At 75.3% G+C, this 26,422-nt stretch carries 23 protein-coding genes and 1 riboswitch; of the genes, 12 read left to right on the top strand and 11 right to left on the bottom strand.

The features are described 5' to 3' along the window. Positions 1-15: 15 nt before the first annotated feature. Both BOQ63_RS16010 and BOQ63_RS16005 read left to right on the top strand, forming a co-directional pair. Positions 16-555 (top strand): hypothetical protein, encoded by a 540-nt coding sequence (locus BOQ63_RS16010; protein WP_072654511.1) that lies wholly within the window; start codon positions 16-18, stop codon positions 553-555. Further along, complete coding sequence (locus BOQ63_RS16005) at positions 549-1,343, top strand: MOSC domain-containing protein (RefSeq protein WP_223885949.1); 795 nt, start codon at positions 549-551, stop codon at positions 1,341-1,343. Before BOQ63_RS16010 ends, BOQ63_RS16005 begins: the two co-directional genes overlap by 7 nt. On the opposite strand, the gene cobC is transcribed toward BOQ63_RS16005, so the two are convergent. Both cobC and BOQ63_RS15995 read right to left on the bottom strand, forming a co-directional pair. Next, entirely contained in the window at positions 1,330-2,376 is a 1,047-nt protein-coding gene (gene cobC / locus BOQ63_RS16000) for an Rv2231c family histidinol phosphate aminotransferase CobC (protein WP_030285553.1), read from the bottom strand. The genes BOQ63_RS16005 and cobC overlap by 14 nt on opposite strands. Next, on the bottom strand, positions 2,373-3,746 hold the full coding sequence (locus tag BOQ63_RS15995) for a cobalamin biosynthesis protein (protein ID WP_150475935.1): 1,374 nt from the start codon (positions 3,744-3,746) through the stop codon (positions 2,373-2,375). The genes cobC and BOQ63_RS15995 overlap by 4 nt, the downstream gene beginning before the upstream one ends. A gap of 242 nt (positions 3,747-3,988) precedes the next feature. On the opposite strand from BOQ63_RS15995, the gene BOQ63_RS15990 reads away from it, so the two are divergent. From BOQ63_RS15990 to BOQ63_RS15975, 4 genes are all read left to right on the top strand, one after another. Next, on the top strand, positions 3,989-4,936 hold the full coding sequence (locus tag BOQ63_RS15990; protein ID WP_078867401.1) for an alkaline phosphatase family protein: 948 nt from the start codon (positions 3,989-3,991) through the stop codon (positions 4,934-4,936). A 5-nt stretch (positions 4,937-4,941) separates the two neighbouring features. Then, positions 4,942-6,288 carry an MFS transporter gene (locus tag BOQ63_RS15985; RefSeq protein ID WP_046385426.1) on the top strand — a complete coding sequence of 449 codons (1,347 nt, stop codon included), beginning with the start codon at positions 4,942-4,944 and terminating at the stop codon, positions 6,286-6,288. After that, positions 6,285-7,319, top strand: coding sequence for a PD40 domain-containing protein (locus BOQ63_RS15980; RefSeq protein WP_030557628.1), 1,035 nt, complete (start codon positions 6,285-6,287; stop codon positions 7,317-7,319). Before BOQ63_RS15985 ends, BOQ63_RS15980 begins: the two co-directional genes overlap by 4 nt. 95 nt (positions 7,320-7,414) lie before the next feature. Then, positions 7,415-8,293, top strand: a complete 879-nt coding sequence (locus BOQ63_RS15975; RefSeq protein WP_030285565.1) for a hypothetical protein — start codon at positions 7,415-7,417, stop codon at positions 8,291-8,293. A gap of 152 nt (positions 8,294-8,445) precedes the next feature. On the opposite strand, the gene BOQ63_RS15970 is transcribed toward BOQ63_RS15975, so the two are convergent. Continuing rightward, on the bottom strand, positions 8,446-9,384 hold the full coding sequence (locus BOQ63_RS15970; RefSeq protein WP_046387482.1) for an EamA family transporter: 939 nt from the start codon (positions 9,382-9,384) through the stop codon (positions 8,446-8,448). Positions 9,385-9,514: 130 nt separating this feature from the next. Here BOQ63_RS15970 and BOQ63_RS15965 point away from each other — a divergent pair, with 130 nt between their 5' ends. After that, on the top strand, positions 9,515-10,027 hold the full coding sequence (locus tag BOQ63_RS15965) for a MarR family winged helix-turn-helix transcriptional regulator (protein ID WP_030285569.1): 513 nt from the start codon (positions 9,515-9,517) through the stop codon (positions 10,025-10,027). Between the two features lie 54 nt (positions 10,028-10,081). Here BOQ63_RS15965 and BOQ63_RS15960 read toward each other — a convergent pair whose 3' ends face one another. Together BOQ63_RS15960 and BOQ63_RS15955 are read right to left on the bottom strand one after the other, a co-directional pair. After that, the gene (locus BOQ63_RS15960) at positions 10,082-10,738 is read right to left on the bottom strand and encodes a class I SAM-dependent methyltransferase (protein ID WP_030285571.1); all 657 of its coding nucleotides are present in this window, start codon (positions 10,736-10,738) and stop codon (positions 10,082-10,084) included. A gap of 157 nt (positions 10,739-10,895) precedes the next feature. Continuing rightward, positions 10,896-12,080, bottom strand: coding sequence for an FAD-dependent monooxygenase (locus tag BOQ63_RS15955; protein ID WP_072654507.1), 1,185 nt, complete (start codon positions 12,078-12,080; stop codon positions 10,896-10,898). Positions 12,081-12,222: 142 nt separating this feature from the next. Between BOQ63_RS15955 and BOQ63_RS15950 the strand changes: the two genes are divergently transcribed. Then, positions 12,223-12,831 (top strand): TetR/AcrR family transcriptional regulator, encoded by a 609-nt coding sequence (locus tag BOQ63_RS15950; RefSeq protein ID WP_107488644.1) that lies wholly within the window; start codon positions 12,223-12,225, stop codon positions 12,829-12,831. 114 nt (positions 12,832-12,945) lie between these two features. Beyond that, complete coding sequence (locus tag BOQ63_RS15945) at positions 12,946-14,622, top strand: serine/threonine-protein kinase (RefSeq protein ID WP_150475933.1); 1,677 nt, start codon at positions 12,946-12,948, stop codon at positions 14,620-14,622. Positions 14,623-14,781: 159 nt separating this feature from the next. On the opposite strand, the gene cpt is transcribed toward BOQ63_RS15945, so the two are convergent. The 6 genes from cpt to BOQ63_RS15915 all read right to left on the bottom strand — a co-directional run bounded on the left by cpt (position 14,782) and on the right by BOQ63_RS15915 (position 22,106). Next, positions 14,782-15,324 (bottom strand): chloramphenicol phosphotransferase CPT, encoded by a 543-nt coding sequence (gene cpt, locus BOQ63_RS15940; RefSeq protein WP_030285578.1) that lies wholly within the window; start codon positions 15,322-15,324, stop codon positions 14,782-14,784. 9 nt (positions 15,325-15,333) lie between these two features. Next, positions 15,334-16,722 (bottom strand): cobyrinic acid a,c-diamide synthase CobB, encoded by a 1,389-nt coding sequence (locus BOQ63_RS15935; RefSeq protein ID WP_072654505.1) that lies wholly within the window; start codon positions 16,720-16,722, stop codon positions 15,334-15,336. A 4-nt stretch (positions 16,723-16,726) separates the two neighbouring features. Further along, positions 16,727-17,332, bottom strand: a complete 606-nt coding sequence (gene cobO / locus BOQ63_RS15930; protein ID WP_030285582.1) for a cob(I)yrinic acid a,c-diamide adenosyltransferase — start codon at positions 17,330-17,332, stop codon at positions 16,727-16,729. A gap of 5 nt (positions 17,333-17,337) precedes the next feature. After that, the gene (locus tag BOQ63_RS15925; protein WP_150475931.1) at positions 17,338-19,470 is read right to left on the bottom strand and encodes a putative cobaltochelatase; all 2,133 of its coding nucleotides are present in this window, start codon (positions 19,468-19,470) and stop codon (positions 17,338-17,340) included. Then, positions 19,467-20,987 (bottom strand): cobyric acid synthase, encoded by a 1,521-nt coding sequence (locus tag BOQ63_RS15920; protein ID WP_030285586.1) that lies wholly within the window; start codon positions 20,985-20,987, stop codon positions 19,467-19,469. The genes BOQ63_RS15925 and BOQ63_RS15920 overlap by 4 nt, the downstream gene beginning before the upstream one ends. 150 nt (positions 20,988-21,137) lie before the next feature. Then, entirely contained in the window at positions 21,138-22,106 is a 969-nt protein-coding gene (locus BOQ63_RS15915) for a cobalamin biosynthesis protein (protein ID WP_223885948.1), read from the bottom strand. A 99-nt stretch (positions 22,107-22,205) separates the two neighbouring features. Next, positions 22,206-22,333: riboswitch (cobalamin riboswitch) on the bottom strand. 197 nt (positions 22,334-22,530) lie between these two features. Here BOQ63_RS15915 and BOQ63_RS15910 point away from each other — a divergent pair. The 3 genes from BOQ63_RS15910 to BOQ63_RS15900 all read left to right on the top strand — a co-directional run bounded on the left by BOQ63_RS15910 (position 22,531) and on the right by BOQ63_RS15900 (position 26,417). Next, a complete protein-coding gene (locus BOQ63_RS15910) occupies positions 22,531-23,226 on the top strand; it encodes a helix-turn-helix domain-containing protein (RefSeq protein WP_050366526.1) in 696 nt (231 codons plus the stop codon). A gap of 170 nt (positions 23,227-23,396) precedes the next feature. Next, entirely contained in the window at positions 23,397-24,518 is a 1,122-nt protein-coding gene (locus BOQ63_RS15905; RefSeq protein ID WP_072654504.1) for an alpha/beta hydrolase family protein, read from the top strand. A gap of 624 nt (positions 24,519-25,142) precedes the next feature. After that, positions 25,143-26,417, top strand: a complete 1,275-nt coding sequence (locus BOQ63_RS15900) for a hypothetical protein (protein WP_046387263.1) — start codon at positions 25,143-25,145, stop codon at positions 26,415-26,417. The last annotated feature ends 5 nt before the right edge of the window (positions 26,418-26,422 follow it).

Here is a 26,422-nt window from a genome sequence, read left to right as displayed (position 1 = left end):
CGGACAATTCACGGCATGACCAGACAGCCGCTGCTCCTGCTCGACGTGGACGGACCGCTCAATCCCTATGCCGCGCCGAGGCTCCGGCGGCCGGCTGGGTACCGGAGCCACGAGCTGATGCCCGCGTGGTGGGCGGAGCGGCAGGCGCGGTGGGCGGAGGGGGAGGCGAAGCCGCTGCGGGTGTGGCTGAACCCGGCGCACGGGGTGGAGCTGCTGGCGCTGCCGTACGAGCTGGTGTGGGCGACGACCTGGATGGCGGAGGCGAACGCGCTGATCGGGCCGAATCTGGGCCTGCCCGAACTGCCGTACATCGCCTGGACGGAGCTGTTCGGCAGCGATCCGGACGGGCTGCACTGGAAGACCAGGGACGTGGTCGCCTGGGCGGACGGGCGGCCCTTCGTGTGGCTGGACGACGAGTTGGGGCCGCAGGACATCGAGTGGATCGCGGCGAACCACCCGGGCGAGGCGCTGCCGCTGTGGGTCGACCCCCGGGCGGGGCTGCACGAGCTGCACTTCGCGGCGCTGCGGGAGTGGGCGGAGGAGGCTCCGTGCTGATCGGTCAGGTGGAGCGGTTGCGCCGCTACCCGGTGAAGTCGCTGCTGGGGGAGGAGCTTTCGGCGGCGGAGGTGACCGGGCGCGGGGTGGCCGGGGACCGTGAGCGGGCGCTGCTGGACCTGGCGACCGGGCGGGTGGCCAGCGCGAAGCACCCCCGGCTGTGGGCGGGCCTGCTGAGGTACTCGGCGGCGGCCACCGCGGACGGCCGGGTGGCGATCACCGGCCCGGACGGGCGCGCCGCGGACGAGGCGGAGCTGTCCGAGGAGCTCGGCCGCAAGCTCGCCCTGATCGCCGAACGGCCGCCCGGCGCGACGGTCGAGCGGGCGGTGCCCGAGGAGGTGCTGGCGCGCGGAATCGAGGCCGAAGTCGCGGTGACGGTCAGCGAGTTGGGTCGTGCCGCGCCGGAGGGCGGCTTCTTCGACTTCGCCCCGGTGCACCTGATCACCGAGGCCACGCTGCGCGCCGTCGGCGTCGAGGCCGAGCGTTACCGGCCGAACCTGGTGCTCCGCACCGAGGGTGAGGGGTTCGTCGAGAACGCCTGGGTGGGGCGGGAGTTGGCGGTGGGGGAGACGCTGTGGCTGCGCATCGTGGCACCCACCCCGCGCTGCGCCGTCCCCACCCTGGGGCACGGGTCGCTGCCCCGCCGGGCGGAGGCGCTGCGGGTGCCGGCCGAGCGCAACCGGCTGGTCCCGCTGGAGGGGATGCCGGCGCTGCCCTGCGCGGGGGTGTACGCGCAGGTCCTGGCACCGGGCAGGGTCGAGCCGGGTGCCGAGGTCAGGTTGAACTGAGCACCGCTTCCAGGGCGTTGAGGAAGCGGTCGGTGGTCTCCTCGTCCCGTACGGCGATCCGCAGCCAGTCCTCGCCGAGGCCGGGGAAGGTGTCCCCACGCCGGACCGCGAAGCCGTGCTCGCGCAGTCGCTCGCGGACGGCGGCCGCGCCCGGCAGCCGGACCAGGACGAAGGAGGCGGCCGGTTCGCCGTACACCCGCAGCGCCGGGAAGGCGGCCAGGCACTTCACCAAGTACGCGCGCCGAAGGGCCAGTTCGGCGGCCGCCTGCTCCGCCTCGGCCAGTGCCGGCGGGCCGCTGCACACCTCGGCGGCGACCAGGGCCGGGGTGGAGACCGGCCAGAGCGGCTGTGCGGCGCCGAGGGCGGCGATCAGCGGCGCCGGTCCGAGCACGTAGCCGATCCGCAGCCCGGCCAGGCCCCAGGTCTTGGTGAGGCTCCGCAGCACGACGACCCGGCCGGGCAGGTCCCGGAGCGGGGCGAGGGACTCCCGTTCGCCCGGCACGGTGTCCATGAACGCCTCGTCCACCACCAGGGTGCGTCCGGGCCGGGCGAGCGCGGCGACGGCCTCGGCGGGGTGCAGGACGGAGGTCGGGTTGGTCGGGTTGCCGAGGACGACCAAATCCGCCTCCTCGGGTACGGCGCCCAGTCGGAAGCCGTCCTCGGGGGAGAGCAGCACCCGGTGAACCCGGTGCCCGGCATCCCGCAGCGCGGCCTCCGGTTCGGTGAACTGCGGGTGCACCACGACGATGTGACGTGCAGTCAGAACTCGCGCGAGCAGGACGAAGGCCTCCGCCGCCCCCGAGGTGAGCAGCACCTCCTCGACCGGGCGCCCGTGCCGGGCGGCCACCGCGGCGCGGGCGGCGCCCTGGTCGGGGTAGGCGGCGAGGTCGCCGAGGGTGGCGGCCAGGCGTTCGCGCAGCCAGGTCGGCGGCGTGCCGGTGCGGACGTTGACGGCGAGGTCGACCAGGCCGCGTCCGCCCGCCCGCACCTCGGCGTCGCCGTGGTGGCGCAGGTCGGGCTCGTGGGCGGTCATGCGGGGTCTCCGTCAACAGGCAGAGCGGGCAGCCCGGGAACCCGCAGGATCTCGTAGGCGCCGGGCGGCACGGTGAGCCCCGAGCCGTCGCCGAGCGCGACCAGGGCGACGGCGTGCCCGTGCGCGGCCAGGGTGACGGCCGCCCCGACGTGGTCGACGACCTGTCCGGTTCCGTCCGTCGCCACTCCGGCCCAGTCCAGCGGCACTCCGCGGGTGTTCAGTACCGTCCCGGGCTCCGGCACCGCGACCTGCCGGGTCCCCGGCCGGAGCAGCTCAGCCACCGCCTCGACCGCCTCCGGCCGGCCCACCACCACCGAGGCGCGCCGCAGTTCCGCCAGCGCGCGCGGCACCAGCAGGTCGTGCGCCCCCGGCCCGAGGCCGACCAGCGCCAGCCGCCCGCGCACCGCGGCCCGGGCGATCGCCACCGTGGCCGTCGCGGACTTCCGCTTGGCGACCACGAGGTGGCCGCCGTTCGCGCTGGCCAGCGCCGCCGCCTCGGCCACGCTCGCGGTGCCGACTGCTGTGCCGACGGCCTCGGAAGGGTTGGGCACCGTGTACCGCGCCAGCTCCTCCGCCGGGTGCTCGTCCACCGGCACGTTCAGGCAGCGCGCCGCCCAGCGCACCGCCGGGTGGTCCGCCTTGCCCGCCAGGGTGGCCACCCTGGCGATGGCCGAGCGCAGGTGCCCGGTCTCCTTGAGCACGGCCATCAGCAACTGCATGGCCTCGGCCGACTCGGTGCCGCTGCCCGCGCCGATGCCGACGACCAATGTGCGCGGGACGACCAGGAGGTCGCTGCCGTCCGGGTCCTCCTGATCGGTGACCCGCAGGACGGGGGCGTCCTCGGGCGCGTCCGTCCGGACGTTCGGGGGCAGCGCGGGCAGCGGGTACGGCACCTCGGTGACCAGTCGGACGGGGCGTCCGTCCGCCGCCGCCTCGGCGGTCGCGGTGGCACCGGCCCGGTAGTAGCGCACGGCGTGCGGGGTCAGGACGTCCAGCGGGTTCGCGGGGGCGGCCGGCGGGCCGGTGAACACCGGGGTGACCCCGAGGGCGGCCGCCACCTCGCGGGCCAGTTCCTCGGCCGAGTCGGTGTGGGTCAGCGGGATCACCCAGCGCCGCCCCGGGTCCACGCAGAGCACTTCCGCGCCGCGCGGGACGTCGACGCGCTCGTCGGCCAACAGTCCGACGACGACGGCGAGCGAGCCGACGGCGATCACCTGCCGGTGTCGGCTGAGGGCGAATTGCATCGCCTCCGGCGCCTGGAAGCAGTTGCCGCGCGAGGCCCGGTAGGCGTGGCTGCTCTCCGGCCAGAGCGCTTGCAGTTCGTCGGCCAGCGGGCGGCCCGGCCCGTAGATGGCGACCAGTCCGATCACGTACCGCACTCCTTGCCGTCCCCGGCCCTACGCTGACGGGCCCCCGTGATCCCACCACGCGCGGTCGAAACGGGTCAATCGCGGCGGGTGTGACATCGGACGCGGACGCCGGGTGCTCCGTACCGGGACCGCCCCGCAGCTGTTCTTCTGTTCTTCACCTGTCTTGTGCGGTACACGACACCGCCGCGATCCTACTGTTCTCGGCGCTCCCGCCCCGGAAGCCCCGACACCCGGAGGACCCCATGGCCTTCGCACGACTCCGCACCCCCGGCACCCCCGCCCCCACCACTAGCGCCGGTCCGCGCCCCGCCCGTCGCCGCAGGCTCCGCCCGATCACCGCCCTCGCCACCGGCCTCGGCCTGGTCGCCGGCTCGCTCGGCCTGTGGGCCGCGGGCGGCAGCGCGGCCGCCGACACCGCCGCCGCTCTGCCCTCGCCCGACCACGTCGTCGTCGTCATGCTGGAGAACCACGCGTACTCGCAGGTCATCGGCAGCTCGAAGGCGCCGTACATCAACCGCACCCTGGCCGCCGGCGGCGCGACGCTGACCCAGTCGTACGCGCTCACCCACCCCAGCCAGCCCAACTACTACATGCTGTTCTCCGGCAGCGCCCAGGGCGTCACGGACGACAGCTGCGTGGACGTCGGCGCGCTGCAGCAGCCCAACCTGGCCTCCGAGCTGCTCGCCGCCAACCAGACCTGGGCCAGCTACAACGAGGGCCTGCCCGCCGTCGGCGCCACCGACTGCAGCAGCGGCAACTACGCGCAGAAGCACAACCCGTGGTTCGGCTTCGGCAACGTGCCCACCTCCAGTGCCTACGGCATGGACGAGTTCCCGACCGACTTCACCACCCTGCCCAAGGTCTCCTTCGTCATCCCGGACCTGTGCGACGACATGCACGACTGTTCGGTGGGCACCGGCGACTCCTGGCTGCAGAGCAACCTCGACGCGTACGCCCAGTGGGCCAGGAGCAACAACAGCCTGCTGGTGGTGACCTTCGACGAGGACAACCGCCTGGCCGGCAACCGCATCCCGACCCTGGTCTACGGCGCCCACGTCGCCCCCGGCAGCTCCACCGCCACCACCTACAACCACTACGACGTGCTCCACACCCTGGAGGACCTGGCCGGCGTCAACGCCCACGCCGGCAACTCCGCCAACGCCTCCGACATCACCGGCATCTGGAACTGACGCCCGTGTACGTCGCGGACTCCCGCAGCTCCAAGGCCCCCGTCGCACCGGCCGCCGGCCAGGTGCGGCGGGGCGCCGCCCTGCGCGCCGTGCCGGGGACGGTCCTCGCCCTCGGCACCGTCAGCATGGTCACCGACGTCTCCTCCGAGATGGTCAACGCCGTGCTCCCGCTGTACCTGCTCACCGGACTCGGCCTCTCCCCGCTCGGCTTCGGCCTGCTCGACGGCATCCAGAACGGCTTCAGCGCCCTGGTCCGGCTCGTCGGCGGCCACCTCGCCGACCGCCGCGGCCGCGACGGGGCCGCCCGCCACAAGGCCGTCGCGGCCGTCGGCTACGGACTGTCCGCGCTGTGCCGGCCGCTGCTGCTGTTCGTCCACACCGTGCCGCTGATCGGTGCCGTCATCGCCGTCGACCGCACCGGCAAGGGCCTGCGCACCGCGCCCCGGGACGCGATGATCTCGCTGGCCACCGAACCCGCCCACCGCGGACGGGCGTTCGGCGTGCACCGGGCGATGGACACGGCCGGCGCCCTGCTCGGCCCGCTCACCGCCTTCCTGGTGCTGCGCCTGGCCGGCGGGCCGATGCTCGCCGACGGCGGCGAACGGCACGGCTACGACGCGGTGTTCACGGTCAGCGCCTGCGTCGCCGCACTGGGCGTGCTGATCCTGCTGCTGTTCGTGCCCACCCGGCAGGAAGGCGACGACCCGTCGAATACGGCTCCGTCCCTGCGCGGCAGCCTCACCCTGCTGCGCCTGCCCGGACTGCGCCGGCTCACCGGGTGCGCCGTGCTGCTCGGGCTCACCACCGTCAGCGACTCCTTCCTCTACCTGCTGGTCCAGCGCCGGCTCGGCCTGTCCGTCAACCTGTTCCCGTTGCTGCCGCTCGGCACCGCGGCCGCCTTCCTGCTGCTCGCCGTCCCGCTCGGTTCGCTCGCCGACCGGGTCGGGCGCCGCCGGCTCTTCCTGCTCGGGCACGGGGTCCTGCTGCTCGCGTACGGGCTGCTGCTCTCGCCGCTGCGCGGACTGCCCGCCGTGCTCTGCGTGCTGGTGCTGCACGGCTCGTTCTACGCCGCCACCGACGGCGTGCTCGCCGCCGCCGCGGCCGACGCCGTACCCGCCGAGCAGCGCGGCGCCGGGCTCGCCCTGGTCGGCACCGGGCAGGCGCTGGCCCGGTTCGCCTGCTCGCTGCTGTTCGGCGCGCTGTGGAGCGCCCTGGGCGGCCCGACCGCGCTCGCCTGGTCGGCGGGGGCGCTGGCGCTGTGCGTGGCCGGCGCGGCGGTGGTGCTGCGCTCGCCCGGGACCGTCGCCGCCGACTCGACCGTTGCCGCCGATGCTGCCGAGGAGCGTGCGTGAACCCGCAGAACAACCGCACCAGGGTGATCGTGCTGCTGGTCGCCGTTCTGGTGCTCGGCGCGGTCGGCACCGGAGCCGTCCTCTACGCGGCCGACCGCACCGCCCGCCGGGACCAGCCCCAGTCCGGTGGTCCGGCCGTCACGCCCGGGAACGTCTCCCTCCAAGCCCCCTCCGCCGGCCGCCAGTTGCTCTTCCGCAACATGGCCTGGGGCCCGCACCGGGACGAGATCACCACCGTCCCCGCCGACCACCCCGACGGCCCGCGCACCGCCTCCGGCACCCAGTGCCTGCGCTTCCACGCCGCCGCCGGCACCGGCATCTGCCTCCAGGCGGAGCACGGAGCGCTGGAGGACACCTACCGCGCCGTCGTCCTCGACGACCACCTGCACCAACGGCGCTCCTTCCCCGCCGCCGGCATCCCCACCCGCGCCCGGGTCTCCCCGTCCGGGCACCTCGCGGCCTGGACGGTCTTCGTCAGCGGCGACTCCTACGCGGGCACCAACTTCTCCACCCGCACCTCGATCGTGGACGTGCGCGACTGGAACCTGCGGGAGAACCTGGAGGACTTCGCCGTCATCAAGGACGGTCGCCCGTACCAGGCGCACGACGTCAACATCTGGGGCGTCACCTTCGCCGACGACAACACCTTCTACGCCACCCTCGCGACCTCGGGGCAGACCCACCTCGTCCGCGGCGACCTCGCCGCCCGCACCCTCACCACCCTGCACGACAACGTCGAATGCCCCTCCCTCTCCCCGGACGGCACCCGCATCGCCTACAAGAAGCGCGTCCCCGGCCTGTCCCCCGACGCCCCCTGGCGGCTGTACGTGCTCGACCTCGCGACCGGGGCGGAGACCGCCACCGCCGAGCAGCGCAACATCGACGACCAGGCGCTCTGGTCCGACGACGGCACCCTGCTCTACGCCCTGCCAGGGGACTACGGCGCCGACCTGTGGACCGTCCCGGCGGACGGCTCCGGCGCCGCGCGGCTGGTCACCAAGGCTGCCGTCGCCCCCGCCTACCTGGGCTGAGGAACTCTCCGCTACCGTCCCACGTCGAGCAGAGTGTGACGCCCCGGCCGAAGGGTCCGGTCGGGCGTCCTGATCGAAACGGGGAGCGAGACACCGTGGACGGCATCCCACCCGAGCGCATGGTCACCGACTCCTGGCCGGCCCTGCACGGCCGCCCGGTCCTGCGGCGCACCGTCGCCGTCAGCCTGGTGCTGTCCATCTCCGTCGCCGCCGCCCTGGTGGTGCGCGGCGTCAACGCACTCACCGTCGGCGGGGTCGGCGGCCGGGAGACCGACCGCGACCGCGCCGAGCGGCTGGCCGGCCTCCACCCCTCCCAACACCCCGGCGCGGGCCGCTACTACGTTCCGGTCGGCGCCGTCTACACCCGCACCTCGGACGGCGCGCCCATCGCCTACCTGCACTACCGGCTCGGCGGCGGCAAGGAACCGGGCCTCGACGACTTCCTGCGCACCTACGACCTCCCCGAGCCCGGCCCCGCCGCGCCGCTGCCGCCGGACCTCGCCGCCGCGCTCGGGGGCGACGAGCCGGCGCAGGCCCCGGAGCTGCCGGAGGAGCCGGCCCCGGCCCCCTCGGGGCCGAGCGGGCCTGCGGTCTCGGCGGCCCCGGGCTCCCCGCAGGCGTCCGCCGTGCCCCTGGCGATCGCGGCGGAGCCGACGCCAACACCCACACCCACGCCCACACCCACGCCGACCGAGGACGACCCGGACGGCGCGGGAGGCATGGGAGGCGCGGGAGGTGCGGGAGGCGTGGCTGCGGACGGTGAGCCCGAGGAGGACGCCCCCGGGGACGGCGCGCCCAGTCCCAGCGCCACCCCGACCCGGACGCCCACCCCGGGCCCCACCCCGACCTGGACGCCCACCGCGACCCCGTCCGCCGTCCCCACCCACGCCCCGACGGCCCGCCGGATCTACGTCGCCGCCATCCCGGGCGGCCTGCCGGGGGCCGCCGACATCTACATCCGCGCCACGGGCTGAGGCGGCGCCGGAGGACACCTGCGTGCCGCCCCCACGCCACCGCCCCACCCCCGCGTCGCCTGTCCCGGCCCCCACGCCACCGCCACGCCCTCCGCTACGACGCCTCAGCCCCGCCGGCGGTGGCCGGCGGGGCTGAGAAGGGGTGGGGAGCGTCAGCGGGCGGCCGCCGTCCGGAGCGCCTCGGTCCGGGCGACGGGTGCCGGAGTCGCGGGCGCCGGGTTTGCCGCCGCACCCCGGCGGGCCGGGGCCTGGCCGATGAGCATGGCGCCCAGCGCCAGCACCAGGCCCAGCACCTGCCACGGAGTCAGGGTCTGGCCGAGCACGACCAGGCCGCCGACGGTGGCCACCACCGGGTTGATCAGTCCCAGGAAGGACGCGGGCCCGGCGCCGAGGCGGTCGATGCCGCGGAACCACAGGACGTACCCGACAGCGGTGCTGAACAGGCCGAGGTAGGCGAAGCCCGCCAGGTTGGAGGCGCTCAGCGCCGGCGGCGCGCCCTCGACCAGCGCCGCGAGCGGGACCAGGAAGACCGAGCCGGCGAGCAGCTGCCACGCGGTGAGGTCGACCATGGTGGCACCCTCCGGGCGGCCCCAGCGCCGGGTGAGGACGGTGCCCATGGCCATCAGGCCGATCGCGGTGACCATCGCCGCGATCCCGAGGCCGTCCAGCTCAGCCCCGCTCTTGAGCACCAGCAGTGCCACCCCGCCGACCCCGACCAGCCCGGCGAGCAGTGCCCGGCGTCCGGGCCGAACGCGGAGCACCCCGATCGAGAGCCCGGCGACCAGCAGCGGCTGGATCGCCCCGATGGTGGCCGCGACACCGCCGGGAAGGCGGTAGGCGCCGACGAAGGTGAGCGGGAAGAACAGCCCGATGTTCAGCATCCCGAGCACTGCCGCCCGCCCCCACCAGCGCCCCCTGGGCAGTTTGCGGCCGATCATCAGCAGGAGCAGCCCGGCCGGCAGCGCCCGCAGGGCGGCGAGCAGCAGCGGACGGCCCTCGGGCAGCAGCTGGGTGGTGACCAGGTAGGTGGTGCCCCAGGCGGCCGGGGCCAGTGCGGCGGTGGCGGCGATCCCTGCGCGCTTGCGGTCCATGATGATCCCGATCCCCTCAACGTTGATTATCTGAACGTTGAGATATTTCTACGCCCGAGGTCAGTGAACGTCAAGTATGTGAATGTTAAGATATCTGCACCGGCCGCGACGAGAGGGAGATGACACGGTCATGCAGCAGCGCGACACCGTCGACGACATCGCCGAGCAGTGGCGGAGGGTCGACCCCGGCCTCGACCTGGAGGCCATGGCTCTGATCGGCCGCCTCCGGCGGCTCAACGTGCGGGTCGACAGCGCCCTCCGCGAGTACTTCCTCGCCTGCGGCCTGGACTCCTCCGAGTTCGACGTCCTCGCCACCCTGCGCCGCTCCGGCGAGCCCTACGAACTCAACGCCCGCGCACTGCTCAAGTCCGCCATGGTCACCTCCGGCGCCATCACCAACCGCGTGGACAAGCTCTGCGCCAAGGGCCTGGTCGAACGCAATCCCTGCCCCACCGACCGCCGCGCCGTCCTGGTCCGCCTCACCCCGGCCGGCAAGGCGCTCATCGACGCCACCCTGCCCGGCCACCTCCGCAACGAGGAGCGCATCCTCACCGCCCTCGACGCCGACGAACGAGCCCAGCTCGACGCCCTGCTGCGCAAACTCCTCATCGCCCACGGCGACACCGAGTCCCTCTTCGACTGAACCGCCGCAACAGTGCGGTGGTCGCGCGGCCGACGGCCGGCCCGGCCGCGTCCGCTACAGGTCCGCGACCACCGCGTAGCGCTCGTCGTCCACCGGACCGCCCCACAGGGCGGCGTCCCCGCTGAGCGGCTCGATCCGCAGTTCCGCGACCAACGGCCTTACCGCCGCGGCGAGTTCCTCCGCCCCGACGCCACCGTTCCACGGCAGCCGCTCCGCCCCGGCGACGTACGGTTGCGCCCCCGCACCCGCCTCGCGCCAGCGCCCCTCGACCAGCACCAGCCGCCCGCCCGGGCGCAGCAGCCGCACCCAGGCGCGCAGGGCCCGCTCCGGGGCGGGCAGCGTCCAGATCACATGCCGGCAGAGCAGCACGTCGAAGCTGCCGTCCCGCACCGGGGGCGCGCCCGCGTCCCCCACCACGAAGCGCCCCGCCGCACCGGCCGCCGCCAGCTTCGCCCTTGCCCGCGCCACCATCCGCGGCGCCAGATCCACCCCGGTCACCCGGTGTCCGTCCGCCGCGACCAGCTCCGCCAAAGAGCCCGTCCCGCACCCGGCATCGAGCACGTCCACCGCCCCGGCCGGCAGCCACCCCCGCACCCGCCGCCCCCACGCCTCCCGCGTCCCGGCCGCCCGCAGCCCGTGATCGGGCTCGTCATCGAACCCCGGCGCGGCAGCGTCCCAGTAATCAGCAATGGCCCGACTCGGATCACCCATGCCGCCCATCCTCCCAACCCCCACCGACACCCGAGTCACCTTGCCGGTCCGGCCGCGTAGTTGGGGCGAAGGCCTTTCCGATCGCCGTGTGAGGCCACGGCGCCGGGGCAAGGGTGCTCGTCCCGGGCACGGTTCGTCCTGCGGGGGGGCGACTCCTTCACCCCTGGCCGGCCGGCGCAGGCGGCTGCCAGTCGTAGATCGGGGCGGAGCGGCGGAGGAGGGTGCGGGTGGGGAGGAGGCCGGCGAGGGTGAGGGCGGTGGTGCGCAGGAGGGTGGCGGCGGGGGTGTGGAGGGCGATGAGGGCGCCGGTGCGGCGGGAGGCGGTGACGACGGCGGTGGTGCGGGGGAGACGGGCGGCGGTGTAGGCGGGGAGGGCGGCGACCGGGTCGGCCGTGGGGGTGAGGAGGGAGGCGAGGACGACGGCGTCCTCGATGGCCTGGCAGGCGCCCTGGCCGAGGAAGGGGCTCATGGCGTGGGCGGCGTCGCCGAGCAGGGCGACGCGGCCGTGGTGGTGGGCGGGCAGGGGGTCGGAGAGGTCCCAGATGTCGTTGCGGAGCATCCGGTCGGGGTCGGCGAGAGCGAACAGCTGGGGGACGGGCGAGCACCAGTCGCCGAAGAGGCGCTGGAGTTCGGCGTGTTCGCTGGCCGCCCGGGCGCCGGCCGGGGCGAGTGTCGCGGCGTAGAGGTACACCCGGCCGTCGGCGAGCGGGACGATTCCGACGAGCCGGCCGGGGCCCCAGATCTCGCCGGCGGTGGCGGGCCGGCGGTCCGGGGTGACGATGACGCGCCAGGTGGTGAAGCCGCTGTAGCGGGGGCCGGGGTGTTCGGGGAAGAGCAGGCCGCGGGTGGCGGAGCGGATGCCGTCGGCGGCGACGACCAGTGCGGCGGGCCGGTCCCCGTCGGTGGTGCGGACGACGGCGGGCTGCCGGTCGTCGCCGGGATCGACGACGGTGGCGGGGGAGCCGGTGCGGACGGTGCCCTCCGGGAGGGCGTCGACCAAGGCGGCGATGACCTCGGCGCGGGCGACGGCGGCTACCGGGTCGCCGAAGTACGCCTCGAGGGCCGCGGTGCTGGTGCGGGCGAGCCACCGACCGGAAGGGTGGCGCACACCGATGGCGGGGTGCGGGGCGGCCAGGGCGCGCAGCCGGGGGCCGACGCCGAGCCGGTCGAGGGCGCGCAGCGCGTTGGGGGCCAGGGCGAGCCCGGCGCCGACCGGTTCCAGTGAGGCGGCGCGTTCGTGCACAGTGACGGGGATGCCCTGCCGGTGGAGGGCGAGCGCGGCGGTGAGGCCGCCGATGCCGCCGCCGATGACGATCGCCTGGTGCAGGCCGATGGGAGGCATGAGGGGCTCCTCTTCTCGCACGATCCGAGGCACTACAGGTGTAGTGGCCACTGCGTCGGCACGCTACTACACATGTAGTGAGCCGTAAACTACGGCTGTAGTGAGTTGGGGGAGCCTGGCCGGAAAGGCCATGATCGGACCCATGACAGCCCCGCTGACGCCCCCGCGACCGACCTTGATCGCCGACGCCGCCATCGACCTGATCGCCGATGCCGGCCTGCGCGGGCTCACCCACCGCGCCGTGGACGACGCGTCCGGCCTGCCCGCCGGGTCGACCTCCAACCTGGCCCGGACCAGGGCCGCTTTGCTGGAACTCGTGCTCGTCCGGATCCTTGAGCGGGAGACCGCCGACTACCCGGCCTTCGCCGAGGGCGGCGGATTGTCGGCGACCACCCTTCCGCCGCGCGACCTGCTCGTCGAGGTCGGCGCCGAGGCGCTCTTCCAGGCGCTCACCAGCGGCCGCAGGCTCACCCTGGCCCGCCTGGAACTCGCCCTGGAGGCCACCCGCAGGCCCGAACTGCGCTCCGTCTACGACCGCCTGGGCGCCCGCTTCACCCGGTTCGCCGCCGACCTGCTCGCCGCCTCCGGCTCCACCGACCCGGAGGTGGACGCCCGTCGGCTGATCCGCTGGTGCGACGGGGTGCTGTTCAACGCGACGGCCGGTAGCGGGCACTGGCAGGTGCCGATGCCGGAGGAACTGCGCGTCGACCTCGACCGCTACCTCGCCGCGCTGCTGGAAGAGGAGCGCTGAGAGGGGGAGGGCGGAGGGACGGCGTAGCGGAGGGGCCGGCAGGGGGCCGGCACGGGAGGACGACCGCCCCGGGCGTCCCCCTATACTCCGTGTGCCCGATCAGGCAGGGGGGACATGCTGGACTTGCTCGACATGGCGCTACTGATCACGGTCGGACTGGCGCTGCTGGTACGGCTGGCGACACTTCCGGTACTGGTGCGCGCCCAGACCGCCACCCGCCGGCGGGCGTTGGCGGCCACCGGCGCCGATGCGACCGGGGGAGCGCCGGGCGGCCTCGGGGCGACCTTCGGCGAGCTGGCGATCGCACTGGTCGCCGCCGTCGGGGCCTACTTCGCCGTGTACCTCGAGGACCTCCACAGCTACTTCCTGCTGGAGCGGCCGTTCGACCTCGACAACGCCGTGTACCTCGCCCACGAATGGCGCATCTCCCCGGGCGTGGCGCGGACCTGGTACGTCGCCCTCTTCATCGGGTTCCTGCTGCTGTGGCTGCTGCTCTGGTACCTGACCCAGCGCAAGCTGCTGACCAAGGGCCTGCCCCGGGAGGCCTGGTCGTCGGGTTCGACCCGGGCGCGGCTGATCGGACAGGTGCTGCTCCGCGCGGTGATCGGCGTGTTCCTGCTGCCGGTCGGCCTGCTCTTCTCCGCCCTGGTCTTCCAGGCGACCGCCCTGCTGGTGAGTCGCCGTCCCAGGCCGGTCGGCACGGAGGGGGCGGCCACCCCGGCGGCCGACGCCGCCCGAGCCGCCCAGGCGCCGCTGAACCCGTACGGCCCCACCGCGCCACCGCATTGGCCGCAGACCCCGCACACCCCGCAATCCCCTTATGTCCCCACGCAGTTCACCCCGCCCGCCCCGCAGCCCCCGACCGCCCCGCCCGTGCCGTCGAGCCCGCCCCTCGGCAGCCCCCTCAGCGCCCACGAGCCCCGCACGATCGGCGGCTACCAACTCCTCGGCCGGATCGGCTCCGGCGGCATGGGCACGGTCTACCTCGCCCGGCGCCAGGGCTCCGCCACCCAGGTCGCGCTGAAGACCATCAACATCGAGCTCCTGAACGACGCCGACCTGTTGCGCCGCTTCCAGCGGGAGTCCGAGGTGCTCGCCATGGTCCCCGGCGCCTACACCGCCCGGGTACTCGACACCGGCGTGGACTCCGGACGCCCGTACCTGGCCATGGAGTTGCTGGACGGCCGCCCGCTGGACGCCCACCTGCGCGAGCAGGGGCCGATCCGTTCCGCCGAGGCGCTGCGCGCCCTCGCGCTGGCGCTGGCCGTGGCGCTGTCCGGCGTGCACCGGCTGGGGCTGGTCCACCGGGACCTCAAGCCCGCCAACATCATGCTGACCACGGCCGGCCCGCGCCTGCTGGACTTCGGCATCGCGGCGATCGTGGACGGCACCCGGCTGACCGCCACCGGCGGCGGCCCGGGCACCCTGACCTACATGGCGCCGGAGCAGTTCGGTGAGGAGCGGGTCGGCCCGGCGGCCGACGTGTGGGCCTGGGCCTGCTGCGTGGTGTGCGCGGCGCACGGCGCCAGCCCGTTCGCGGCGACCAACACGGGCGCGGTGATCCGCCGGATCGTCGAGACCGGGCCCGAGCCGGTGGCGCTGGAGGCGGTCCGGGCCCTCGACCCGGCGCTCGCCGCCGTCGTCACCCGCGCCCTGGCCATCGACCCCGAGCAGCGCCCGGCGGACGGTACGGGCCTGCTGGCGGCGCTGGCGGCGGCCCAGCCGACGCCGCCGGACCCGTCGGCCGTCCACGACCAGATCACCCGCGGCTGGCAGACACTCGCGCTGTGATCGACGCCCCGACCCACTGCGCCTGACGGAGGTGAACTGCCCGTCCTCCGGCGACACCGCCACGGCGCCCACCGGCCGGTCGACGTACGAGGTCACCACGACCCCGTTCACCGCGCACCGGTACCGGCACGAGAGCCGGTGGCACTGGGAGGGCGGGGCTCAACGCGGCGCGGCGACCCGTGCGCGGATCGCCGCGGCGCACTCGTCCGCCGAGGCCCGCGAGGTGTCCACGACCAGGTCGTACGTGACGCCCTCGTGCACCAACGAGGCCTGCGCGGCGGCCATCCCGGCGACCCGGTCGCCGCGCGCCGCCTCCCGGGCGGCGGCCACCGCCGGGTCGCAGCGCACCCCCACCCAGAACACGTCAAGGCCCTCCAGCGCCGCGCGCCACCGCTGCTGCGAGGCGGCCCCGCCGAGGAACACCTCGTCCACCACGACGGGAGCCCCGGCCCGGGCCATCGCCGCCACGCCGAGTGTCCAGGCGGCGTCCAGCCGGGCGAAGACCGGCCCGACCGCCACCGTCCCGTCGCCGTCGTCCAGGCCGCCGATGCCCTCGCCCCCGCCGAGCAGCCACGGCGGCAGCGCGCTCACCATGGTGTCCGCGCCGAGGTGCAGCCAGGGCTCCGGCAGCAGCTCCTGGAGGCGCCGGGCGATGCTCGACTTGCCGGAGCTGGAGCCGCCGTTGAGGACGATCACATCCATGAGCCCACCTTACGTGCGGGTCCCCGGCCCCGTCCCGGCATCGAAGGCCGCTGCGGCCGCCGCGAACGACGAGGCCAGCTCGGGCGTCCCCGCCCAGTGCAGGTGCAGGTACGAGGCGTGCACGTTGCCCCCCGCGAAGCCCTCCGTGCGGGGCCCGGTCGGCAGGCGCCAGCCCCAGGCGGGGTGGTCGCCCGCGCCCGGTTCGCAGACCGTCCGGTGGAACTCGTGCCCGCGCACCCGGGTGCCCGCCGGGCCGAGCGGGGAGTCGTGCAGGGCGACGGCCTCCCGGTAGCCGAGGGTGAGCCGTTCGGTCATCCGGGCGGTGGTGTCCAGCACTCCGCACATCGGCAGGCCGTCCAACTCCCCTCCCAGGTAGAGCAGTCCGGCGCACTCGGCGGCGATCGGGCCGCCCGCGGCGGCGAACGCGGAGATGGCCGAGCGCAGCGCGGCGTTCCCGCTCAACTCCCGTACGTACAGCTCCGGGAAGCCGCCGCCGACGACCAGTCCGGCGGTGCCCTCCGGCAGTGCCGAGGCGTGCAGCGGGTCGAAGGGCACGACCTCCGCACCCGCCGCGCCGAGCAGTTCGGCGTTCTCGGCGTACGAGAAGGAGAACGCGGCGCCGCCCGCCACCGCGATCCGCGGCCGTCCGCCGACCGGCGCGACCTCCGCCGACGGGTCCCACGGGTCGTCGGCCAACTCCGGTGCGGTCCGGGCGAGTTCCAGTACGGCGTCCAGGTCGACCGAGGCAGCGACGAGGGAGCCCATGTCCGCGACGGCCTTGAGCGCCTCCGCCGAGCGCTCCACCGCCGGGATCAGCCCGAGGTGGCGGGACGGCGTGGCCACCGCCGCCGAGCGGCGCAGCGCGCCCAGCACGGGCACCCCGGAGCCCTCCTCCAGGGCCTCGCGCAGCAGTTGCTCGTGCCGGTCGGAGGCGACCCGGTTGAGGATCACCCCGGCCAGCCGCACCTGCGGGTCCCAGGACGCGAAGCCGTGCACCAGCGCGGCCACCGAGCGGGACTGCGAGGAGCCGTCCACGACCAGCACCACGGGTGCCCGCAGCAGCTTGGCGACGTGCGCGGTGGAGGCCAGCTCCCCACGCCCGGAGGCCCCGTCGAACAGGCCCATGACCCCCTCGACCACGGCGACGTCCGCCCCCGCGGCGCCGTGCAGGAACAGCCGGGCGATCCGCTCCGGCCCGCACATGAAGGCGTCCAGGTTGCGGCCCGGGCGCCCGGCGGCGAGCGCGTGGTAGCCCGGGTCGATGTAGTCCGGGCCGACCTTGTGCGGGGACACCGCCAGCCCGCGCGCGGCGAGCGCCGCGATCAGGCCGGTGGCGACGGTGGTCTTGCCGGCGCCGGAGGAGGGCGCGGCGACGACGAGGCGGGGGACGGTGCTCAAGTGGTCACCACTCGATGCCGCGCTGGCCCTTGCGGCCGGCGTCCATGGGGTGCTTGACCTTGGTCATCTCGGTGACCAGGTCGGCGAATCCGGTCAGTGCCTCGGGCGCGTAGCGGCCGGTGATGACGACGTGCTGGCTGCCCGGGCGGTCCTTGAGCACCGAGACGACCTCCTCCGGGTCGATCCACCCCCAGTGCATCGGGTAGGTGAACTCGTCCAGCACGTAGAAGCGGTAGGTCTCGGCCGCGAGGTCCCGCTTGACCTGCTCCCAGCCCTCCTTGGCCGCCTCCTCGCTGGTCATCTCCTGCTCGGCGGAGCGCTGGATCCAGGACCAGCCGGAGCCCATCTTGTGCCAGTCGACGCTGCCGCCCTCGCCGGAGGCGCCCAGCACGCGCAGCGCGTTCTCCTCGCCGACCTTCCACTTGGCGGACTTCACGAACTGGAAGACCCCGACCGACCAGCCCTGGTTCCAGGCCCGCAGCGCCATGCCGAAGGCGGCCGTGGACTTGCCCTTCCCGGGGCCGGTGTGCACGGCGGTGATCGGCTGGGTACGGCGCTGGCGGGTGGTCAGGCCGTCGTCGGGAACGCTCTCGGGGACACCCTTGGGCATGTCGGTCAGGCCACCTTTCGCAGCGAAGCGATCGAAGTGGTGGTCGCACGGTTCGTACGGTTCGTGCGGTTCGCGTGGTTCTCGCGGACGAGCGAGGCCACGCCCTCCGCGCGCAGCTCGTCCAGGCTGACGGCGCTGCCGCCGAGCAGTCCGGCCAGGGTACGGGCCAGGCCCAGGCGGACCGGTCCGGACTCGCAGTCCAGCACCACGCTCGCCGTGCCCTGGGCGGCGAACAGCGCGGCCGCGCGCTGCGAGCGGGCGAGCGCGTCCCGCCCGCCGGTGGCCCGGCCGTCGGTCACGACGACCAGCAGCGGGCGCCGGTTCGGGTCGCGCAGCCGCTCCACCCGCAGTACCTCGTGGGCGCGCAGCAGGCCGGCGGCCAGCGGGGTGCGCCCGCCGGTGGGCAGCGACTCCAGCCGGGCCGCGCCGACCTCCACCGAGGAGGTGGGCGGCAGTGCCAGCTCGGCGTCCGCGCCCCGGAAGGTGATCATGCCGATCTTGTCCCGGCGCTGGTAGGCGTCCATCAGCAGCGACAGCACCGCGCCCTTGACGGCGGTCATCCGCTGCCGGGCGGCCATCGAGCCGGAGGCGTCCACCACGAACAGGACGAGGTTGGACTCCCGTCCCTGGCGGACCTGTTCGCGGAAGTCGTCCTTGTGCAGCACCAGCGCCCGGCCGGCCCGCCCGCGCGCCACCTGGTGCGGCGCGGCGGCCTGGAGGGTCGCGGTCAGGTGCAGCCGGCTCAGGGTGCCCTGCGGCCGACGGGCCCGGATGGTGTGCCCGCCGGTGGTCTCGGCGGGGGAGCGCCGGCCCTGGGCGCCGTGGCCGGTGCCCTGCACGGTGAACAACCGGGTCCGGTACGGGTCCCCGGCCGCGACCGGCGCCGACTCCCGTGCGGGGGATGGGTGTTGGGCGGGTACGGGCTGCTGTGCGGGCAGCTCGGGGTCGGCGGCGCCGCTCTCCGGGGCGGACGTCTCGGGGGTGCCGCCGTCGAACGGCTCGGGGGCGCCGCCGCCGTCGGGGCCGCCGCCCTCCGGACCGCCGCCGCTGTCGGGGCCGCCGTCACCGCCGTCACCGTCCCCGTCCGGACCGGGCCCGTCGCCCTCGGGCTCCGGGTCCTCCGGCTGGGAGTGCTCCTCCAGCGTCCTGTCCAACTGCTCCTCGTCCAGCCCCGGAGCGTCGAAGGGGTTGCGTCGGCGCCGGTGCGGCAGGGCCAGCTGGGCGGCCTTGCGGACGTCCTCCTCCAGCACTTCCACCCGCCCGGCCCAGGCGGCCAGCGCGACCGCGGTGCGGGCCATCACGATGTCCGCGCGCAGCCCGTCCACCTCGAACGCGGCGCACACGGCAGTGATCTGACGGAGGGCCACATCGGTCAGTTCGACCTTGGGGAGCAACTCGCGGGCGGCGGTGATGTGTTCGGCGAGCTCCCGCTCCTGCGCCGCGAACCGCGCCGCGAAGCCGGCCGGGTCGGCGTCGTACGCGAGCCGGCGCCGGACCACCTCGGCGCGTTCGGCCGGGTCCCGGGTGGCGGCGATCTCGACGGTCAGGCCGAAGCGGTCGAGCAGCTGCGGCCGCAGCTCGCCCTCCTCCGGGTTCATCGTGCCGACCAGCAGGAACCGCGCCGCGTGCCGCACCGACACGCCCTCGCGCTCGACGTACGAGCGGCCCATCGCGGCGGCGTCCAGCAGCAGGTCCACCACGTGGTCCTGGAGCAGGTTCACCTCGTCGATGTAGAGCACGCCGCGGTGCGCCTTGGCCAGCAGCCCGGGCTCGTACGCCTTGACGCCCTCGGCGAGTGCGCGCTCCAGGTCGAGCGAGCCGACGATCCGGTCCTCGGCCACGCCTACCGGCAACTCGACCAGCTGGGAGGGGCGTTCGTGACTCCCGAAGGAGGTGTGCGGCCCGTCCGGGCACTGCGGGTCCGGCGCGGCCGGGTCGCAGGCGAAGCGGCAGCCGTCCACCGCGGCGATGGAGGGCAGCAGCCCGGCCAGCGCGCGCACCATGGTCGACTTCGCGGTGCCCTTCTCGCCGCGCACCAGCACGCCGCCCACGGCGGGCGAGACCGCGTTCAGCAGCAGCCCGAGTCGCAGGTCGGCCATGCCGACGATCGCGGTGAACGGATAGCGGACGTCACTCATGCGTCACTCCCAGGTGCCCCGGGCGGGAGGAACGGCAGCGTTCCGGCCGCCGGCACCCCGCCCTCGATCAGCTTCCACAGCGCGTCGGTGTCCGCGTGCTCCTCGATCAGGTCGCCCAGCCGGTCCAGCCGGGCCTCGCGCGCCGCGGCGAAGGAGGTGTCCGGCGCCGGCACAAACGCCCGTCCGGCCAACTCCGCTACCTCGCGCAGGAGTTCGCGGCGGAAGCCGTCGTTCTCCAGTGCGCCGTGCCAGGTCGTGCCCCAGACCGAGCCGACCCGGCAGCCGTCCAGGAACGTCTCCCCGCCCTCGACCGCCACGATCCCGTGGTGGATCTCGTAGCCCTCGACCCGCTGCCCGTACGCCTCGCCGACCGGGCGCGCCAGCACCTTCTCGGCGCCGAAGCGGACGTCGGTCGGCAGCAGCCCGAGCCCGTCGACGAGCCCCGCCCTGGACTCCACCTCGTCCTCGATCGAGCGCGCCAGCATCTGGTAGCCGCCGCAGACCCCGAGGATCGGCAGCCCGGCCGCGGCCCGCGCCTTCAGCGCCGGTTCCAGGCCGCGTTCACGCAGCCAGGCGAGGTCCGCCACGGTGGCCCGGGTGCCGGGCAGCACCACCAGGTCGGCGTCGGCCAGCTCCTCCGGCCGGGTCGCCCAGCGCACCAGCACGCCCGGCTCCTGCGCCAGCGCGTCCACGTCGGTGAAGTTGGACAGCCGGGGGAAGCGCACCACGGCCACCCGCAGCACGTCGGCCCCGAGCGGACCGGGCCCGTCCGCCCGGTCCACCACCGTGGACAGGTCCAGCGAGTCCTCGGCGTCCAGCCACAGCCCCGGCAGCATCGGCAGCGTGCCCAGCACCGGACGGCCGGTCAGCTCGTGCAGCATCTCCAGGCCGGGCGCCAGCAGTCGGGCGTCGCCGCGGAACTTGTTGACGAACCAGCCCGCCACGTGCCGCTGGTCCTCCGCGGACAGCAGCGCCAGCGTCCCGTACATCGCCGCGAAGACCCCGCCGCGGTCGATGTCCCCGACCACCACCACGGGCAGCGCGGCGGCCGTGGCCAGGCCCATGTTGGCGATGTCCCGGTCGCGCAGGTTGATCTCGGCGGGCGAACCGGCGCCCTCGCACACCACCACGTCGTAGCGCCGGCGCAGGTCCGCCAGGCACTCCAGGGCGCGCTCCAGCAGGACGGGCTTGCGCTCGCGGTAGTCCAGCGCGCCCACCTCGGCGACCGGCCGGCCGAGCAGCACCACCTGGCTGCGGCCATCCGCGCCGGGCTTCAGCAGCACCGGGTTCATCGCCGCCTCCGGCTCCACCCGGGCGGCCTGCGCCTGCATCGCCTGGGCACGGCCGATCTCGGCGCCGTCGGCGGTGACGAAGGAGTTCAGTGACATGTTCTGCGCCTTGAACGGCGCGACCCGCACGCCCTGCCGGGCCAGCCAACGGCAGATCCCGGCCGTCACCACGCTCTTGCCCGCGTCCGAGGTCGTCCCGGCGACCAGCAGCGCCTTGCTCGTGCTCATGCACCCACCTCGCTTCGCTCGGCAGGCGCTTCGCACAATGCGCACCTTCCGATGATGAGCTCGCTGCGCTCACTCATGCACCCACCTCGCTTCGCTCGGCAGGCGCTTCGCACAATGCGCACCTTCCGATGATGAGCTCGCTGCGCTCACTCACGCCTGGGCCCTCCTCTTCCCGAACAGCGCCCGCAGCAGGACGTGCCCCGCGACCGTCGTACCCAGCGCCAGCGCGCCCACCCGCCGCGACAGCGTGCAGGCCCGCTCGATGTCGTCCACCGTCACCGGCCGCAACTCCCGGCCCAGCACCGGCCGGTGCTCCACCCGCTTGCCGTACGTGAGCGTCCCGCCCAGCCGTACGCCCACCGCGCCCGCGAAGGCCGACTCGGCCTGGCCCGCGTTCGGGCTCGGGTGCGCGGAGCCGTCCCGGCGCCAGACCCGCCAGGCGGTCCGTGGCTCGGGCGCCGCAGCCACCGTCAGCAGCGCGGTCAGCCGGGCGCCCGGCCAGCCCGCGACGTCGTCCAGCCGGGCCGAGGCCCAGCCGAAGCGGCCGTAGCGGGGCGAGCGGTGGCCCACCATGGCGTCCAGGGTGTTCACGGCGCGGAAAGCCAGCAGCCCCGGGGTGCCTGCCAGGGTGCCCCAGGTCAGGGCGTTCACCACGGCGTCGGCGGTGTTCTCGGCGACCGACTCGACCACCGCCCGGGCGATCTGCTGCCCGTCCAGCGCGCTCGGATCCCGCCCGCACAGGTGCGGCAGCCGCTCCCGGGCGGCCGTCAGATCGCCCGCGGCCAGCGAGCGGCCGATGGTGCGGGCCTCCCGGGTCAGCGAGGTGCCGCCGAGCACCGTCCAGGTCGCGGCGGCCGCCAGCGCGGCCCGGCCCAGCGGACGGTGACCGACCGTACGGTCCAGCGCCAGCGCGCCGGCCGCGACCGCGCCCACGCACAGCGCCGTGTACCCGGCTCCGGCGGCCCGGTCGTCGCGCCACACGCGCCGCTCCAGGCGGGTCGCGGCGCTGCCGAACAGGGCGACCGGGTGGCCGCGGCGCGGGTCGGCGAAACGGGCGTCGGCGGCGTAACCCGCGACGGCGCCCAGCGCGAAGGCGGCGGCCCGCGTCAGCGGGCGCACGGCGGCGAAAAGCCAGTAGTCCGACGGGGCGGGGCAGCCTGCATCGCGTGGGTGTCCTCACTCAGGGTCCGCGCCCTGGATCGACGTACCGGGGGCGAGAGTCTCCTGGCTTCCGGGTCGGACGCACCCCCGGGCCTTCCAGCGGCTTCTGACGGCCCGCCGTGGCACTTCCGAGCGTGCTCCCCGGTGACAGTGGCGGGACCGCGCCGGACTCGCACCGGCTTCCTCTCCATGCCTCCGTTTGGCCCCAGGATCCCATCACGCGGCCGAACCGGGAGTCAACCGAGGTCAAGGAGGGGTCGGTCACACCGGGGGACCGGTAGCGGACCTGTGCGATCGCCCAGCGCGGGGAAGGGCCCGTCAGCTCCGCTTCGTGCGTTCGGCGACTGGGACGGCCCGGGGGCCACACCTACGGTTCGGTGCCATGCGCCGCAGAAAGTCCCCCACCACTGCCGCCCCTTCCCCCGTCCCGTTCTCACCCGAGGCCGCCCGCGCCCACCGGGCCGGCCTCGGGCTGAGCCCCGACCAGGTCGCCGAGGGCATGGCCGCGCACGGCGTACGGCTGCTGCCCGGTCACGTGCTCGCCTGGGAGAACGGCGAGCTGCGCCCCGGCGAGGCCGAGTTCATCGCCCTGGCCAGGGCCCTGTGGTGCCCGGCCGCCCAGCTGATGGACGGCCGCCCGGTGAGCCTGCGCGACCACCGCCTCGCCCGGGAGCTCGGCCAGGAGGCGGTCGCCGAGCGGACCGGAGTGTCGTTGCCCGCCTACCGGCAGGCCGAACTGACCGGCCACTGGGACGGCGACCGGGACCAGACCCACGCCCTCGCCCAGGCGCTCGGCCTGCGGCTGACCGAACTCGTCGAGGCGACCGGGCGCGGCGAGGCCCTCGACCGCCTGCTGCGCCAGTGCGTGGCCGGCCGCTGGCAGCCCCACCTGCGCCCGCTCGCCCGCCTCGTGCCCGTCCCGGAGGCCGACCTCGCCGCCGTCCTCCCCGTCCTCCACCAGGAACACCACGTCCCCTCCCACTGGGGCGCCACCGCCCAGCCCCGTACCGCCACGCCGCCCCTCGTCCCCCGGTTCTGGCACCTCCTCAGCGCCCTGGACCCCGCCATCCCGGTCTGACCCGGGGCCGCTCCTCGGAATCGCGTCGTCCGCCCTGCGGACGCGGGTTCGAAGGCGGGCCCCGGCGCGTCCCCCGGACGGACCAGTCCGGGTGGTCCGGGCGGCGGAGCCGCGGTGGACTGGTGCTCGAACACCGTCCGGTCGGTCCGTGCAACAGAGCGGGGAACGAAATGCGTTGGGGAACCGCAGCCGTCGTGGCCGCCGCCGCCGTCGGGGCGGGGGCCGTCGTCCTGGTGGTCGGCCGCCGGGCCTCCGAGCGGATGGTCCGCCCCGGGGTGCCGGGGCCGGTCGAGCCGGAGGCCGGGCCGGTGGTGGTGCACGGCCTCGGTGTCGACCGGGTCACCTTCAACCGCCGCCCCGAGAGCCTGCGGCCCGGGCGCTGGGCGGTCGAGTGGGACGGCAACGGGCACGCGGTGGTGGAGGAGATCCTGTACCGCGACGCGCAGGGCGTCACCCGCCGGCTGGTCCGGGCGGACCGGGGCACCCTGACGCCGGGCACCGAGGTCCGCTTCACCCCGCGCGTGCACCTGGGCGACCCCACCGAGGCGTTCGGCCTGGCCTACACCGAGACCGCCGCCGACGGCGAACTCGGGGCCCTGCCCGCCTGGCGGCTCGACGGCAAGCGCGGCACCTGGGTGATCCTGGTGCACGGCCCCGAGGCCGACCGCCAGCAGACGCTCCCGGTGCTGCCCACCCTGCACCGCCTCGGCCTGACGGCCCTCGCCGTCACCTACCGCGGTGACGAGGGCGCCCCGGCCCCGCCGGGCGGCTACAGCCGCTTCGGCGAGGACGAGTGGCGGGACGTCGAGGCGGCGGTGCGGCTGGCGCTCGACAGCGGCGCGGGCCGGGTGATCCTCCACGGCTGGTCGGTGGGCGCCACCATGGTCCTGCACACCGCCGCCCGCTCCGCCTGGGCCCACGCGATCAGCGGGTTGATCCTCGACTCGCCGGTCCTCGACCTCGCGAGCGCGGCGCGCCGGGACGCCGCCCGGGCCGGTTTCACCGGTGTCTCCGCCGAGCTGGGCACGCTGGCCGCGCAGGGCCGCACGGGGGTGGACCTGGCGGACTCCTCCCGCCTCGCCGAGGGCGCGGACCTGCGGGTGCCCACCCTGGTCCTGCACAGCCCGGACGACCGGATAGCCCCCTTCGACACCGTGGAGCGCCTGGCCGCCGCCCGGCACGACGTGGTGAACCTCCAGCGCTTCCCGGGCGCCGAGCACGCGGCCCTGTGGAATTCGGCCCCCGAGCACTACACGGAACTCCTCCGGCGCTGGCTCACCCCGCTGCTCTGAATCCGGCGGGTGCACAAGGCGAAGCGGTAAAGGAAGAAATTTGCTCCCGAACGGTGGAAGCCGGGGCATCCACCACCGCACCGGAAGTCGGCCCCGCCGACTTCCGGCGTTCCGCTCTCACCCAGCGGGCACATGCCACCTGGCCGGATTCCGGCCCTCCGCTTCCCTCCGGGTCCGGCTCCCCGGATCCCGACCGACCCGCATCCGGCACGGAGCGTGACCGTTCGAACGGGCAGCGCGACGCCCCGCCGCCTCCCTGGCATGGCCCCGCCATACGTTTCCGGCCAGGCGGTTTGCCACTGTTGCCCGATCTTGCGGAGGTGCGGTACCCGGTCCAGCGGTCGTACGGACAACCGGATGTGACAGAAGGCCGGTGCAAGGGGAAGACTGCTCGACGTGACGTCTCGGAACCCGCGCGACCGTGATGCCCCGCTCCCGCCGACGATCGGTACCGGTGCGACGGTGACCCGTCTCCCCGGTACGGCCCACCGGCCCTCCGGTGGCAGGCCGGGCGGGGCCGGTGTACCCCGGCGACGAGGGCCCGCGCCGGCACCCGGCCGAGGTCGGGTTCCCGTCCCGGAGGGCTTCCCCGCGCCGGCCGAGCTGGCGCCGCTGGCCCGCCGGATGCTGGTGGACGCCGTCCGGATCGCCCGCTGGGCCGGGGAACTGGAAGAGGTCGACAAGCGCGGCGAGCTGCTCCCCGAGGACGCCCGCGCCGCCGGCCGGGCGCTGGCCATGACGGTCGGCGCCGCCGCCAAGGCGTGGGGCCAGGCGCTGCTGGTGGGCCTGGTGGAGGCCCGGGACGGCGGCGCGGGCCCCGGTTGGCGCCTGCACGCGTGGGAGCACGACGACGAGGCCGTGGTGCGCGGCTGGTCCGGACTGTTCGACGCCTGGACGCTGCTCGCCCCGGTGCCGCCCGCCGCGCTGCGCGGGGTGTTCGCCGTCCTGGCCGGCCAGGCCGTGGACCAGGCCCCCCAGCTGCTGTCCTTCCTGCACCTGGTGGACGGCCCGGTGGCCGAGAGCGAGCTGCTGGAACTGCTGCGCCGCGGCCTGGACGAGCGCCGCGTCGGCGCCGGCCTCGGCAACCCGGGCCTGTCGCCGGTGCCGCACGCCGCCTCCGCGGTGTCCGCCGTCCGCGGCACCTGCCGGGCGCCGCAGATCGACACCCCGGCCGCGCCCTCCGACGTGGCCGCCGTCCTGGACTGGATGCTGGACGGCCTGGCGGCGGTCGGCGCCGTCGTGCGCAGGAACGATGCCGCTGAGCTGTCCCCGCTGGGCCACTGGGCGGTGCGGGCGAAGCTGGAGGAGATCTGCACCGTCGCCCAGACCGCGGCCGGCCACATCGAGCAGAGCGCCTTCGAGCTGCTGAACGCCTGCGCGGACTACTCGCCCGGGCCGGCCCGGGCGGAGTTCCGCGCCTGGGTGGCGGCCCGACCGGCGGACCGCGCGGTGGCCGAGCTGCTGGACGCAGCCCAGGGCGACGACGCGCTGGTGCGCGGCCTGGCCTTCGAGGCGCTGCGGGTGGCCGGCGGTCCGGCCGAGCAGGCGGTACGGGCGTCGGTGGACGAGCCGGTGCTGCGCCCGTACGCGCTGCTGTGGTTGGCCGAGCGCGCCGACGAGGGGGTCTCCCCGGCGGACGTGCTCGGCGCCGAGGACGCGGCCTGGCTGTGGGTGGACACCGCGGCGGCGGTGCTGGACCACGGCGAGACGGAGCTGCTGGTGGGACACGTCGAGGGCGCCTCGGCGGGCGACCCGGTGCGGCTGTTCGCCCGCGCCCGGCAGTCCGGTCACCCCCGGGCGGCCTCGGTGCTGACGGCGGTCTCCGGCGTGCACCCGGACCCGGGCGTGGCCCGGGCGGCCCGCCGCTCCGCCTTCAGCGTCCACACCGGCGGCGCGTGAGGCGC

Origin of the sequence: Streptomyces viridifaciens (genome assembly GCF_001888885.2) — a bacterium.
Classification (GTDB): Bacteria; Actinomycetota; Actinomycetes; order Streptomycetales; family Streptomycetaceae; genus Kitasatospora; species Kitasatospora aureofaciens.
This window is presented reverse-complemented; position numbering and strand designations above follow the sequence as displayed.

Coding starts and splice junctions, on each gene's coding strand:
- BOQ63_RS15970 (WP_046387482.1), bottom strand. CDS start 9,384: ATGGACCGCAAGCGCGCAGGGATCGCCGCCACCGCCGCACTGGCCCCG.
- BOQ63_RS15920 (WP_030285586.1), bottom strand. CDS start 20,987: ATGAGCACGAGCAAGGCGCTGCTGGTCGCCGGGACGACCTCGGACGCG.
- BOQ63_RS15945 (WP_150475933.1), top strand. CDS start 12,946: ATGCTGGACTTGCTCGACATGGCGCTACTGATCACGGTCGGACTGGCG.
- BOQ63_RS15990 (WP_078867401.1), top strand. CDS start 3,989: ATGGCCTTCGCACGACTCCGCACCCCCGGCACCCCCGCCCCCACCACT.
- cobO (WP_030285582.1), bottom strand. CDS start 17,332: ATGCCCAAGGGTGTCCCCGAGAGCGTTCCCGACGACGGCCTGACCACC.
- BOQ63_RS15960 (WP_030285571.1), bottom strand. CDS start 10,738: ATGGGTGATCCGAGTCGGGCCATTGCTGATTACTGGGACGCTGCCGCG.
- BOQ63_RS15955 (WP_072654507.1), bottom strand. CDS start 12,080: ATGCCTCCCATCGGCCTGCACCAGGCGATCGTCATCGGCGGCGGCATC.
- BOQ63_RS15900 (WP_046387263.1), top strand. CDS start 25,143: ATGCTGGTGGACGCCGTCCGGATCGCCCGCTGGGCCGGGGAACTGGAA.
- BOQ63_RS15905 (WP_072654504.1), top strand. CDS start 23,397: ATGCGTTGGGGAACCGCAGCCGTCGTGGCCGCCGCCGCCGTCGGGGCG.
- BOQ63_RS15965 (WP_030285569.1), top strand. CDS start 9,515: ATGCAGCAGCGCGACACCGTCGACGACATCGCCGAGCAGTGGCGGAGG.
- BOQ63_RS16010 (WP_072654511.1), top strand. CDS start 16: ATGACCAGACAGCCGCTGCTCCTGCTCGACGTGGACGGACCGCTCAAT.
- cpt (WP_030285578.1), bottom strand. CDS start 15,324: ATGGATGTGATCGTCCTCAACGGCGGCTCCAGCTCCGGCAAGTCGAGC.
- BOQ63_RS15950 (WP_107488644.1), top strand. CDS start 12,223: ATGACAGCCCCGCTGACGCCCCCGCGACCGACCTTGATCGCCGACGCC.
- cobC (WP_030285553.1), bottom strand. CDS start 2,376: ATGACCGCCCACGAGCCCGACCTGCGCCACCACGGCGACGCCGAGGTG.
- BOQ63_RS15925 (WP_150475931.1), bottom strand. CDS start 19,470: ATGAGTGACGTCCGCTATCCGTTCACCGCGATCGTCGGCATGGCCGAC.
- BOQ63_RS15910 (WP_050366526.1), top strand. CDS start 22,531: ATGCGCCGCAGAAAGTCCCCCACCACTGCCGCCCCTTCCCCCGTCCCG.